Origin of the sequence: Parapusillimonas granuli (assembly GCF_013416525.1) — a bacterium.
GTDB classification, from domain to species: domain Bacteria; phylum Pseudomonadota; class Gammaproteobacteria; order Burkholderiales; family Burkholderiaceae_B; genus Parapusillimonas; species Parapusillimonas granuli.
Map to the genome: position 1 here is coordinate 577,202 of NZ_JACCEM010000001.1, position 11,967 is coordinate 589,168.

The 11,967-nt window shown below is 64.2% G+C and carries 12 protein-coding genes; 3 read left to right on the forward strand and 9 right to left on the reverse strand.

The window, feature by feature from the left end; genetic code table 11:
- The 5 genes from H0A72_RS02685 to H0A72_RS02705 all read right to left on the reverse strand — a co-directional run bounded on the left by H0A72_RS02685 (position 1) and on the right by H0A72_RS02705 (position 6,039).
- Positions 1-1,296, reverse strand: a complete 1,296-nt coding sequence (locus tag H0A72_RS02685) for an ABC transporter substrate-binding protein (protein WP_180153498.1) — start codon at positions 1,294-1,296, stop codon at positions 1-3.
- Positions 1,297-1,307: 11 nt separating this feature from the next.
- The gene (locus H0A72_RS02690) at positions 1,308-2,351 is read right to left on the reverse strand and encodes an ABC transporter ATP-binding protein (protein ID WP_180153499.1); all 1,044 of its coding nucleotides are present in this window, start codon (positions 2,349-2,351) and stop codon (positions 1,308-1,310) included.
- An 11-nt stretch (positions 2,352-2,362) separates the two neighbouring features.
- A complete protein-coding gene (locus tag H0A72_RS02695; protein ID WP_180153500.1) occupies positions 2,363-3,154 on the reverse strand; it encodes a phosphodiesterase in 792 nt (263 codons plus the stop codon).
- Between the two features lie 254 nt (positions 3,155-3,408).
- Positions 3,409-5,100, reverse strand: coding sequence for a 2-isopropylmalate synthase (gene leuA, locus H0A72_RS02700; protein WP_180153501.1), 1,692 nt, complete (start codon positions 5,098-5,100; stop codon positions 3,409-3,411).
- Between the two features lie 372 nt (positions 5,101-5,472).
- The gene (locus H0A72_RS02705; protein WP_180153502.1) at positions 5,473-6,039 is read right to left on the reverse strand and encodes a hypothetical protein; all 567 of its coding nucleotides are present in this window, start codon (positions 6,037-6,039) and stop codon (positions 5,473-5,475) included.
- 17 nt (positions 6,040-6,056) lie between these two features.
- On the opposite strand from H0A72_RS02705, the gene rpoN reads away from it, so the two are divergent.
- From rpoN to bfr, 3 genes are all read left to right on the forward strand, one after another.
- Positions 6,057-7,469 (forward strand): RNA polymerase factor sigma-54, encoded by a 1,413-nt coding sequence (rpoN, locus tag H0A72_RS02710; protein ID WP_180153503.1) that lies wholly within the window; start codon positions 6,057-6,059, stop codon positions 7,467-7,469.
- A 101-nt stretch (positions 7,470-7,570) separates the two neighbouring features.
- Positions 7,571-7,852, forward strand: a complete 282-nt coding sequence (locus H0A72_RS02715; protein ID WP_180153542.1) for a (2Fe-2S)-binding protein — start codon at positions 7,571-7,573, stop codon at positions 7,850-7,852.
- A 310-nt stretch (positions 7,853-8,162) separates the two neighbouring features.
- Entirely contained in the window at positions 8,163-8,633 is a 471-nt protein-coding gene (gene bfr / locus H0A72_RS02720; protein WP_180153504.1) for a bacterioferritin, read from the forward strand.
- Positions 8,634-8,654: 21 nt separating this feature from the next.
- On the opposite strand, the gene H0A72_RS02725 is transcribed toward bfr, so the two are convergent.
- The 4 genes from H0A72_RS02725 to H0A72_RS02740 form a co-directional block, all read right to left on the reverse strand.
- Positions 8,655-9,293: a hypothetical protein gene (locus H0A72_RS02725; protein WP_343060220.1), complete on the reverse strand. Its 639-nt coding sequence runs from the start codon at positions 9,291-9,293 to the stop codon at positions 8,655-8,657.
- 132 nt (positions 9,294-9,425) lie between these two features.
- Positions 9,426-11,036: a peptide chain release factor 3 gene (locus H0A72_RS02730; protein ID WP_180153506.1), complete on the reverse strand. Its 1,611-nt coding sequence runs from the start codon at positions 11,034-11,036 to the stop codon at positions 9,426-9,428.
- 57 nt (positions 11,037-11,093) lie between these two features.
- Complete coding sequence (locus tag H0A72_RS02735) at positions 11,094-11,723, reverse strand: LysE family transporter (protein WP_180153507.1); 630 nt, start codon at positions 11,721-11,723, stop codon at positions 11,094-11,096.
- Between the two features lie 41 nt (positions 11,724-11,764).
- The coding region (locus H0A72_RS02740) for a GAF domain-containing protein (protein WP_180153508.1) at positions 11,765-11,967 on the reverse strand (203 nt) is incomplete at its 5' end.

The following is an 11,967-nucleotide window of genomic DNA, read 5'->3' on the forward strand; positions in this document are numbered from 1 at the left end:
TTATTTGTAGGGCCTGAGGATGCGGTCCGCGTCGCGCTGGGCGTCCTTCATGGCCTGAGCGGGCGTCTTGGCGTTGGTCAGCACCGCTTGCAGGTTGTCATTCAGGATCTTGGTGACGCGCTGGTTGTCGTGTGTCGAGAACTCCGCCACGCTGACTTCCAGCTGGTCGCGCGCGACCACGGCCTGCGGCACTTCTTTCACGTAGTTCTTCATAGCCTCGGTTTCCCAGGCGGCGGGACTGACGGCCACGTAGCCGGTGGCGATGCTCCAGGCGGCCGCATTCTCGGGGCTGGTCATCCACTTCACGAACTTGAGCGCCGCTTTCTGCTGTTCGGGCGTCGCCGACTTGAACAGATAGAAATTGCCGCCGCCGGTGGGGCTGCCGCCGCGCTTGGCCTTGGGCATGGGGGCCACGCCGAACTCGAACGTGGCGTTCTTGCGCACGTTCGTCAGGTTGCCGGTGGTGGTCCACATCATGGCGGTCTTGCCGACCAGGAAGTCCTTGGGCGTGGTGCCCCAGTCTATGGTCCCCGTGGGCATGATTTTGTGCTTGTAGGCCAAGTCGTGCCAGAATTGCACCGCTTCGATCACGGCCGGCTTGTCCATGTAGACTTCGTTGCCGGCTTCATTCATGAGCAGCGCATCGTTCGGCGTGGTCAGGGCCTGGAACAGCCAGTACGCGAAGGCGCCGCCCGACGGGATCTCGAGGCCCCATTGGGTCACTTGGCCCGAGGCGTCGGTCTTGGTCAGTTTCTTGCCGTACTCCACCAGTTGTTCCCAGGTGCCGGGAGGCGTGTTCGGATCCAGCCCCGCCTGCTTGAAGAGCTCTTTGTTGTAGTACATGACGATGGTCGAGCGCTGGAAGGGAATGCCCCAGGTCTTGCCGCCCGTCTGGCTGTTGGCCATGAAGGCCTTGTAGAAGCCCGATGCCCACTTCTTGTCTTCGTCCGACGTGATCAGCGGGTCGAAAGGCACGATGGCGCCTTCGTCGATCAGGGTGAACATGTCGGTGGACAGCAGGACCGCGATTTGCGGCGCATTGCCGCCTTTGTGGGCGGTCAGCGCCTTGGCCACCGAGTCCTGGTAGGAGCCGGCATAGATGGACTTGATCTTGACGTCGGGGTGGCTTTTCTCGAAATCGCTCACCATGCCGTCCACGATCTTGGTGATCGGCCCGCCCACGGCAACGGGGTAGTAGAACTCCAGCTCCACCTGCTGAGCCTGCGTCCATGCGGGAGCGGCGCAGAAAGCGCCGGCGAAAGCGAATGCCAGGGTTTTCAGAAAGTTTCGTCGCATGATGGTTCCTGTCAAGTAAGGGCGTTGCCCGTTGCGTCAAAGAAATGTTGCCGGTCGGCGCTCCATTGGAGCTGCACGGTGGCGCCGGCGGCGGCATGCATGTGCCCCGCCTCGCGGACCGCAATGCCCGTGTTGCCGCCCAGCGAGCAGATCACGATGGAATCGGCGCCGAAGTACTCGACGCTTTCTACCGTGGCGGGCAGGCCGTGCTCGTCGGAAAGACGCAGGTGCTCGGGCCGTATGCCCAGGGTCTGCGCGCCGGCGTGCTCGGCGGCTTCCGGGTGGCCGTGCCGGGCGAGCAACTGCCGGGTCTGCGGATTCAGCTTGATCAGATTCATGGGCGGCGTGCCGATGAAGCGCGCCGAGAACTCGGAACTGGGCCGCCCGTACAGCCGGTCCGGCGTGTCGTTCTGGACGATGTTGCCGCCGTTGAGCAGCACGACGCGGTCCGCCATGCTCATGGCTTCGGTCTGGTCGTGCGTCACGTACACCATGGTGATGCCCAGCTTCTGCTGCAGGGCGCGGATCTCGCGCCGCATCTCGTGCCGCAGCTGCGCATCGAGATTCGAAAGCGGCTCGTCCATCAGGCAGATGGGCGCTTCGGAGATCACCGCCCGGCCCAGCGCCACACGCTGCTGCTGGCCTCCGGAAAGCTGCGCGGGCTTGCGGTCCAGCAGTTGTTCCAGTCCCAGCAGCGCAGCGACCTTGGCCAGGCGCGGCCCGAATTGCGCCTTGGGTTCTTTGCGCACCTTCAGGCCGAAAAGAATGTTCTCCCGGACCGACAGATGCGGAAACAGCGCATAGGACTGGAACACCATGGAGATCTGGCGCTGCGAGGGCGGCAGCTCGGTGACATCACGCTCGCCGATGCGTATGCGGCCCGAGCTGGGGTGGTCCAGGCCGGCGATCATCCGGAGCGTGGTCGACTTCCCGCAGCCCGACGGGCCCAGGAGCACCGTCAGCGTGCCCGCTTCGATGCGCAGGCTGATGTCGTTCACGGCCGGGGGGGCGCTGCCGTAGCGCTTGGTGATGTTGTCCAGGGTGATGGTGGTCATGGTATGAGGCCCTACAAGCCGTAAGGGCCCGGAAAGTCGCCGATGACGGCTTGGTGGCTGACCAGCCCCTGCGGGCCGAACCAATGCAATTGATATCCGGGCGGCTCGAAATTGAACAGCAGCCGGGCGTCTTCGCGCAGGTCGAGCGCGATCTGATGGGCCGTGCCGGGGCAGGTGGACGCCACCGTGCCGCCGACGCGGCAGACGATGCTGCGGTGCAAATGCCCGCAAAGTATGCGTTCTATGTTGCGATAGGGTTCGATGACCCGCGCGAAGGCCTCGCGCCCTTGCAGCAGCCCCAGCTCGTCCATTCTTCTGATACCGGTTTCAAACGGCGGGTGATGCATGAGGATGAGGGTGGGGCGATCCGGCTGCTCGGCCAGGGTCTGCGCCAGCCACTCCAGCCGGGCGTCGCAGAGCCCGCCGTCGCCGCGCCGGGGCAGGGTGGTGTCCAGGGCGACGATGCGCAAAGGCCAGGTGTCGATGGTGTACTGGAGAAACGGCTCCGCGTCCCGCATCCAGTGATGCTCGGGAAACCCGGCCCGCAACGTGGCCGGGTCGTCGTGGTTGCCGGCGATCAGGATGAAGGGCATCGCCAGGCGGTCGAGTTCCTGCTTCAGGACTTGGTATTCTTCGGGCTTGCCATGCTCGGTCAGGTCGCCCGTGGCGACGACCAGGTCAGGCCGCGGAAGCAGGGCGTTCAGCGCGTCGACGCAAGTGGCCAGGTGCCGGTGGGCGGAGATCAGGTGTTCGTTCTGGCCGCCCAGTTGTATATGCAGGTCTGAAATTTGCGCGATCAGCAAGGCACGGTTCCAAACAGGAAGAGTGAAAACGCTACATATTAGACAGGAAGTATTTCTTAGGCGTGACAGAGATAACCCTAGGTTGCCGTACCGAGCCCAAAAAGCCCCCACGCCGCGCCTTCGGCTTGCTGCCCTCCAAGGGGGTGTTTTTGCCTTGGGACGGCCCGGCGGCAAAAAAAAGGGCTCCCAAAGGAGCCCTCCGACTTACACGGCAGTTCAGGGCCGGGCCATGAAAGCCCGGTTCCGTAAAACACTCAAGCCGCCAAAGCCTCCACCTGCTGCGTCGCCGCGTGTCGGTTCACCGCGCTGAGGATGGCCAGGAACGAAGCCGTGACGATGTCGCCATGGATGCCCACCCCGAAACCGGTGGGCGAATCCCCCACGCGCAATTCGACATAGCACGCCGCCCGAGTGTCCGTACCCGTGCCGATCGCGTGCTCATGGTAGTCCATGATTTTCACTTTCCCGTCCACCGCGTCCACGAACGCCGAAATCGCGCCGTCGCCACGGCCCACCAGATTGTGGACCACGCCGTCCTTCTCGAGTTCGACCTCGATTTCAAACTGCTGCCCCGCCTGTGCCTTCGGGTCGCCCGTGATGCGGTGGCGCACCAGCTTCCAGGGGCTGGTTTGCTCCAGGTATTCCTCCGAGAAAATATCGAACACCTGCGACGCCGTCACTTCCGCGCCCGTTTCGTCGGTGACGCGCTGGATCGCGCGGCTGAATTCGATCTGCAGGCGGCGCGGCAGGACCAGACCGTGTTCCTGTTCCAGCAAGTACGACACCCCGCCCTTGCCGGACTGGCTGTTGACGCGGATGACCGCGTCGTAGCTGCGGCCCAGGTCGGCCGGATCGATGGGCAGATAGGGCACTTCCCAGAGCGCGTCGGCCTTCTGGCAGGCGAAGCCCTTCTTGATGGCGTCCTGGTGCGAACCCGAGAAGGCCGTGAAGACCAGATCGCCCGCGTAAGGATGGCGCGGGTGCACTGGCAACTGGTTGCAGTATTCCACGCAGCGGCGCACTTCGTCGATGTCGGAGAAGTCCAGGCCCGGATGGACGCCTTGCGTGTACAGGTTGAGCGCCAGGGTGACCAGGTCGACGTTGCCCGTGCGCTCGCCGTTGCCGAACAGGCAGCCTTCGATGCGGTCGGCGCCGGCCATGACGGCGAATTCCGCCGCGGCGACCGCCGTGCCGCGGTCATTGTGCGGGTGCACGCTGAGCACGATGCAGTCGCGCTGGTCCAGGTTGTTGTGCATCCATTCGATCTGGTCGGCGTACAAATTGGGCGTGGTGGCCTCGATCGTGGCCGGCAGGTTGTAGATGATCTTGGATTCCGGCGTGGGCTGCCATGCCTTGGTGACGGCATTGCACACTTCCAGCGCGAACTCGGGCTCCGTCGTGCTGAAGACTTCGGGCGAATACTCGTAGCGCCAGGTGGTTTCAGGGTGCTGCGCGGTCAATTCCTTGATCAGCCGGGTGCCCGACAGCGCGATTTGCTTGACCTCTTCCTTGCCCATGCCGAACACGATCTTGCGGAACGCGGGGGCGCAGGCGTTGTACAGGTGCACGATCGCGTTCTTCGCGCCGGCGGCCGATTCCACCGTGCGGCGGATGAGGTCCTCGCGCGATTGGGTCAGCACGATGATGGTGACGTCGTCGGGGATGCGGTTTTCGTCGACCAGTTTGCGCACGAAATCGAAGTCGGTTTGCGACGCGGACGGAAAACCGACTTCGATTTCCTTGAAGCCGATTTTCACCAGCTGTTCGAAGAAGCGCAGCTTGCGTTCCACGCTCATGGGCTCGATCAGCGACTGGTTGCCGTCGCGCAGATCGGTGCTCATCCAGATGGGGGGATGGGTGATGCGCTTGCTGGGCCAGGTGCGTTCGGAAAAATCACGGTCGAACGGAACGAAAGGACGGTATTTGTCGGAAGGTTGGGCGATCATGGTGACACCTATTGGTATGGCTGGATTATCTGGATTTACGGCCACCGGAGCCGCGCTGGCGGGCTCTTGCAAACATGACGGTGACGAAAACGGGGGATGTGGCGGATTGCGGCTGCCGAACTGCCACGGACGCTAGGCCCGGCAACCGATCGGTAGTAGTAGCGACAGCGAGGAAGCGAGCGCAAGCCGCGCGGGAGCGCGGCGAACACGCAACGCGGGCGACGCAGCGTGGCTGCGTACCGGAGCGTTGTGGGGAAGGACGTGTTCAGGCTTCATAACATATAGTCAAACACACTTCGCCGGCCAATGCAAGCGCCCCGGGCGGCGGGGCTTGCGTTTTCAGGGGCCGGCGCCGTGCGCCGCGGCACTGCGCTAAGGCATGCCGGCGCGCCCGGGAAGGGCTTCGGAAGCGGGCGCAAGCAGCGCCTGGTGGCGGCGGGCCAGGGTGATGCGGTCGTGCCGGCCGCTGCGCAATTCGGTGTAGGCGCGTTGCAGATCCCCCACAGTGACCGGTTCGCGGCGGTCGTGCCAGGCCCAGCGCAGGACTTCGCGCGCGGGCTCGGACAAGCGCGCCGCAAGCAGGGCGATGGTTTCCTCGCTGACCACCCGCGCCCGGCTGCGGCGTTGCATGGCCTGGACGAAGCCATATAGAAAATAGGCAATAATAAGCGTGCACAAGGCAACCACCGCCCACCAGAAGAAGGGGTTGTATTGCTTCAGCAGCGCAATGGCCTGGCCGCCCAGCGCGTGCAAACCGCCATAATCAATGCCGCGGCCAAACGCCACCAGGCGCTTCAGCAGGTCGTACCAGATCAGGGCCGTCACGGCGATGACCGCCGCGCAAACGATTTTTTGCACCGCGGTGAGCTTCAGCAAGGTATTGCGCAACAGGGCGCGGTCCTGGCCGGTGGGCTGCTGTACTTGGGAGTCTGATTTCATACAACTATTTTAACTATATGCATTCGCGTCAATCTTTAGAGCTACGGCAGCATCAGCACCTGGCGCTGACCCCGCAATTGCAGCAATCCATAAAATTCCTGCAATTGTCCACTCACGAGCTCGAACTGGAAGTGGCCCAGGCCCTGCTGGACAACCCTCTGCTCGAACGTGAGGAAGAGTATGACACTGTTGCGCCCGATGCGGTAGCGGACGAGGCCCAATCCCAGGACGAGCGCTGGATGTCCGTGGACGCCGGGCCCCGGGCGTCCGCCGGCTCCGCCGACGACGAGCCCGTTCGCCCCGAAGCCGCCCTGGAAGAGACGCTGCAGGAGCATTTGCTGCAGCAACTGCGCCTGACGCGCGCCGGCCCGCGCGACATGGCGCTGGCCTCGATACTGATCGAAGAGCTGGACGACAAGGGCTATTTGCCGACCGCGCTCGAAGACGTGCTCGCCTGCCTGCCGCCCGAGCTGGGGGTCGAGCTCGACGAGTTGCAGGCCGCGCTGGCCCTGGTGCAATCCTTCGACCCGCCCGGCGTCGGCGCCCGGTCGCTCGATGAATGCCTGTGCCTGCAGCTTGCCCAGCTGTCCCGTCACCGCGCGGGCGGCGGCGAACCCGACGAGGTCTTTCGGCTGGCGAGCGAAATCGCCAAGGAGCACCTGCCGCTGCTGGCTTCCGGCAATCTGGCCCGGCTGCGGGCCGCGCTGGGCTGCGAGCAGGAGGTCCTGCGGGCGGCGCACGGCCTGCTTTTGCGGCTGGAGCCCAGGCCCGGCAGGCATTGGGCCACCAAGCTGGCCGATTACATCACGCCCGACGTCTTGATCAGGAAGTCGCGCAACCGCTGGGTCGCCAGCGTGAATCCCGCCGTCATGCCCAGGCTCAGGGTCAATCCGGTATACCAGGAACTGCTGGACGAATCCCCTCCCGCGCCCGCCATGCACTCGCAGCTGCAGCAGGCGCAAGGCCTGATCAAAAGCGTGAACCAGCGCTTCGTCACCATTTTGCGGGTGGCCCAGGCGGTGGTCGACAAGCAGCACGATTATTTCGAGCGCGGCGTCGGCGCCATGCGGCCGCTGGTGCTGCGCGACATCGCCCAGGAGCTCGACCTGCACGAGTCCACCGTCTCGCGCGCGACGAAGCACAAGTATGCCCAGACGCCCTGGGGCGTGATCGAACTGCGGCGCTTCTTCGGCGCCGCGCTGCAGACGGAGGACGGCGCATCCACCTCGGCGACGGCCGTGCGTTCGCTGATCGTCAAGCTGGTCAGTGAAGAATCCGGCAAAAAGCCTTTGTCGGACAATCAATTGGCGCTCAAGCTGGCCGAACAGGGCATCGTCATCGCCCGCCGCACCGTGGCCAAATACCGGGAAGCCGCCGGCATAGAACCGGCCATCCTGCGCAAGGCCAGGGCCGCGCTCGAGCGCGCCTGAGGCCAACGCCGCAAGGCAGGCGGCCCCTGCCGTCGCACCGGCGCGTCATTCTTGTTTTCGGCGGCTTGCTTTCTGACGAAAACCGGATGATAATTATTCTCATGTTTATTTGTGTCTGTAATGCTATCACCGAGCGTCAAGTCCAGGCTGCGGTAGCCGACGGCGCCTCTTCCATGGCCGACCTTCAAGGTCAGCTGGGGGTGGCCTCCTGCTGCGGCTGCTGCGCCGACACAGCTGCCGAATATTTGCCCGGCGGCCGGTATGCGGGCCAGGTCACGGTGCACCATGGCGTCAGCGCGGTCGCCGCCGCGGCCGCCAACGACCCCGTCGTCGTGCAAGTCGATTTCACCGAAATCGCCTTCCGTCGCGCCTGCACGGCTTAAGCCGCTGCCTTGTAACGTCTCGTAGCAACTTCCTGGGCATGGTTTCTCGCGAGCCAAACGCGGGGCATCATTCGGCCTTCCAGCGCGCTTTTTCAGGCGCCTGTTTGCGTGCGCCTTGCGGCAAGCCGCAAATCTAGGCGCTTTGCGCCGGGGCCCGGCATAAACGCAGTCATAAGACTAGTCATTCCCATTCTCAGTAAAACCCCGCAACGCCAGTATTGGCGCGCCTTCCGGCCCTGCGCAAGGCTGTATTTGCCGCCTGCTCATGGTAGCCTTGCAATTGATCCATCTTAGTTTCAGGAGCACGGCCATGAAAGGCGACCCCATCATCATTCAGCATCTGAATGCGCAACTCAAGAACGAGCTGACCGCCATCAATCAGTATTTTTTGCACGCTCGCATGTTGAACCACTGGGGCTTCAACAAGCTGGGCAAGCACGAATACGAAGAATCGATCGACGAAATGAAGCACGCCGATCGCCTGATAGAGCGCATTTTCATGCTTGACGGCCTGCCCAATCTGCAGGACCTGCACAAGCTGCTGATCGGCGAAGACGTCCCCGAGATCCTTTCCTGTGACCACAGGCTGGAAGTCGCCGCCCAGGCCACCGTCAAAGAAGCCATGGCCTATTGCGAATCCGTGCGCGACTACGTCACGCGCGACCTCTTCCAGGATATCCTGAACGATACGGAAGAGCACATCGACTGGCTCGAAACCCAAATGGAGCTGGTGCAGCGGGTCGGGCTGCAGAACTACCTGCAGTCGCAAATGGAAGAATAAGCCCGCGGGAAAGCGCGGCGCTCAGAAGGACTTGGCCGGGCAGTCGCGGACGCGGCCCCAGCCATTGTTGGGTTCGCAATACTTGTTGCGCGCGGCCCATGCGCAACTGGGGCGATCGAAGAAGCCCAGCGCGCTGCAGGCCTGCAATTCCTGGCGCAGAGCGGCCTGCCACTGGTTTCCGCCCGCGGCTTGCGGCGTGACCACCGGTGGGGGCGGCGGCGGGGGCGGCGCCACCTCTATGGGCTGCAGCGGCATGTTCTGCCCGGCCGCCTGGCCGGCGCCCAGGCCCAGGCTGCCGACATCGGCAATGCCTTGCAGGCTTTGCCCTTCGCCCATGGATTCCGCAATCTGGCGCGCTTCGTCCATGGTGATCGTGGTGGTGGCGATGTCTATGGTGGGATTCGACTTGAGTTCGTCGATGGAGGCCTCGGACACTTCCCAGGGATAGCTGTCGGGCAGCTCGGGTATGCCGAGCCGGCCGTTCACCAGCGGCTGGGGCGGCTGGGCCACGAAGGGCAGGCCGTTGGCGTCCAGCACGGGCACCGATGAAAGTTCCGGGCGCTCTTCGATCACGGGCGCGGCCGGGCCATGCGCCACCAGCCAGTTACCCAGCTGCAGGCCGCCCCAGGCCGATGCGCCCGCCGCCAAAAATAAAGCCACCAAGATAAAACGCCACGACATCCTAGTCCTCTGTCTGGAAACCGATGCCCAGTATAGTACGTAAGCCGGGCATTTCCCTCCGCAATGCCGTGGAATGCCCGGCCTGCGCCAGGCACGGCCGCGCCGGCACGCCTATGCGGATTGCGCGAACACTTTCCCGCCGTGTTCCCGCATGGCATGGAATTCGATTCCGGGATAAAGCTCCTGCGCCACCCGCAATTGCGCCGGCGAAGACGCCAGGAAGGCCGGCGCGTCGACGACATCATAGGCGATGTTGGCGGCGTTGGAGCTCATGAATTTTTGCAGCACCTTCGGATCCTCGGCTGTAAACCAACGTGCCATGTTGTAACGTGAAGGCATGAGCCGCGCCTCGACGCCATACTCAGTCTTGAGGCGGTGCGCCACCACTTCGAACTGAAGCTGGCCCACCGCGCCCAGGAGCAGGGCGCCGCCGCCCGCCTCGGGCCGGAAGACCTGGATGGCGCCTTCTTCCCCGAGCTGGGTCAGTCCGATGCGCAGTTGCTTGGTCCGCAGAGGATCTTTGACTTCGACGGCCTGGAAGAGTTCCGGCGCGAAGAAGGGCAGGCCGGTGAATTGCAGGTGCTCGCCTTCGGTCAGCACGTCGCCCAGCTGCAGCACGCCATGGTTGGGGATGCCGATGATGTCTCCGGCATAGGCCTCGTCGAGCAGTTCGCGCCGCTGCGACAGGAAGGACACCACGTTGTTGGGCCGCATTTCCTTGCCGTTGCGGGCGATCTTCAGCTTCATGCCGCGCTCGAAGCGTCCCGAGCTGACCCGCACGAAGGCGACCCGGTCGCGGTGGGCCGGATCCATGTTCGCCTGCACCTTGAACACCACGCCGCTGAATCTGGGCTCGTCGGGTTGCACCTCACGCTGCACGGCCTGCCGCGGGCCGGGATGCGGGGCCAGATCCACCAGCGCGTCCAGGACTTCCTGGACGCCGAAATTGTTGATGGCGGAGCCGAAGAACACCGGCGTCTGCTTGCCGCCCAGGAAGGCCTCGTGGTCGAATTCGGGCGAGGCGGCCTGGATGAGCTCGATTTCTTCGCGGGCCTTGGCATAGGCGTCGCCGTAGCGGCGGGCGATCTCGGGGTTGTCCAGGCCTTCGATGAATTCGTCTTCGTCATCGTGGCGGCGTTCCTGGCCGGCGCGGAACACCCGCATGCGGCCCTGCCGGATGTCGAACACGCCGCCGAAGGAACGGCCCATGCCCACCGGCCAGGAGAACGGCACGGTGTCCATGCCCAGGTGGGATTCTATTTCGGACAGCAGGTCCAGGGGCTCGCGCACTTCCCGGTCGAGCTTGTTGATGAAGGTCAGGATGGGGGTGTTGCGGGCCCGGCACACTTGCAGCAGGCGCTTGGTCTGCGGCTCCACGCCGTTGGCGGCGTCGATCACCATCAGGGCGGCGTCCACCGCCGTCAGCACCCGATAGGTGTCTTCGGAGAAGTCCTGGTGCCCGGGGGTGTCCAGCAGATTGATCACGCAATCGCGGTATTCCATCTGCATGACCGACGACGCCACCGAAATGCCGCGCTGCTTTTCGATTTCCATCCAGTCGGACGAGGCGTGGCGGCTGGCCTTGCGCGCCTTGACGCTGCCGGCGATCTGGATGGCGCCCGCGAACAGCAGCAGTTTTTCGGTCAGTGTGGTCTTGCCCGCGTCGGGGTGGGAAATGATCGCAAATGTGCGCCGGCGGGCGACTTCTCGAGTGAGGCTCATGGTCGGATTTTAGCGTGCGCGGCCGGCCCGGATGCTTGGCGCCCGGGCGGCCGTCGGCTATTTGTTATGGCTGAAAGAGGCCAGTACCGTGCCGGCCAGTATGAACATGGCGCCGAAGCCGCGGTTCAGCCACCGGATGTGCCGGGGGCTGCGCAGCAGGCGCAGGATGCGGGCGGCCAGGGTGGTGTAGCAGCCCATGGCGACGAGGTCGGTGAAGCACAGGGTGGCGGCGATCGTGACGTATTGCATGGTCAGCGGCTGCGCCAGGTTCAGGAACTGCGGCACCACCGCCATCAGGAACACCGTGCCCTTGGGATTGGTGATGTTGATCAGGCAGCCGCGCAGCACCAGCTCGTGTATGCGGAATGGCGTGGGATCATGCGCCTCCACCGCGACGGGGGCGGCATCGGTGCGGAACTGCTTCCAGCCCAGATAGATCAGGTAGGCCACGCCCAGCCATTTGATGATGCCGAAAGCCACTTCCGAAGCGGCCAGCACGGCGCCCAGGCCCACCGCCACCACCATGAACTGGATCAGGATGCCCAGGATGAGGCCGATGGTGGTCCAGTAGCCGCGTCTGAACCCGTACTTCAGGCCGGAGGCCATCGCCGAGATGGCGCCCGGCCCCGGTGAAAATGAAATCGCCCAGGAAGCGGCGAAAAAAGCCAGCCAGGTGGAAAATGACATGATCGGTCAGCGGAGTGGGTGCGTGCCGGAATGATACGCCTTTATTTGCTCAGCAAGGCGGCGCGCCCCGCATTGGAACCGCCGGGCGCCCGCGCGCGGGCGGGCGCGGGGGCGCGTACGGTCTGCAGAAACGTCTTTTCGCTGGCGGACCATTCCCGGTCGTTTTCCAGGTCTTCGACGCAGATGAAACCATACCAGTGGCTCTGGCCCCAGACGGGAAACGCGGCCAGGCTGCGGACCCCGC

Coding starts and splice junctions, on each gene's coding strand:
- H0A72_RS02685 (WP_180153498.1), bottom strand. CDS start 1,296: ATGCGACGAAACTTTCTGAAAACCCTGGCATTCGCTTTCGCCGGCGCT.
- H0A72_RS02690 (WP_180153499.1), bottom strand. CDS start 2,351: ATGACCACCATCACCCTGGACAACATCACCAAGCGCTACGGCAGCGCC.
- leuA (WP_180153501.1), bottom strand. CDS start 5,100: ATGATCGCCCAACCTTCCGACAAATACCGTCCTTTCGTTCCGTTCGAC.
- H0A72_RS02705 (WP_180153502.1), bottom strand. CDS start 6,039: ATGAAATCAGACTCCCAAGTACAGCAGCCCACCGGCCAGGACCGCGCC.
- rpoN (WP_180153503.1), top strand. CDS start 6,057: ATGCATTCGCGTCAATCTTTAGAGCTACGGCAGCATCAGCACCTGGCG.
- H0A72_RS02715 (WP_180153542.1), top strand. CDS start 7,571: ATGTTTATTTGTGTCTGTAATGCTATCACCGAGCGTCAAGTCCAGGCT.
- bfr (WP_180153504.1), top strand. CDS start 8,163: ATGAAAGGCGACCCCATCATCATTCAGCATCTGAATGCGCAACTCAAG.
- H0A72_RS02730 (WP_180153506.1), bottom strand. CDS start 11,036: ATGAGCCTCACTCGAGAAGTCGCCCGCCGGCGCACATTTGCGATCATT.
- H0A72_RS02735 (WP_180153507.1), bottom strand. CDS start 11,723: ATGTCATTTTCCACCTGGCTGGCTTTTTTCGCCGCTTCCTGGGCGATT.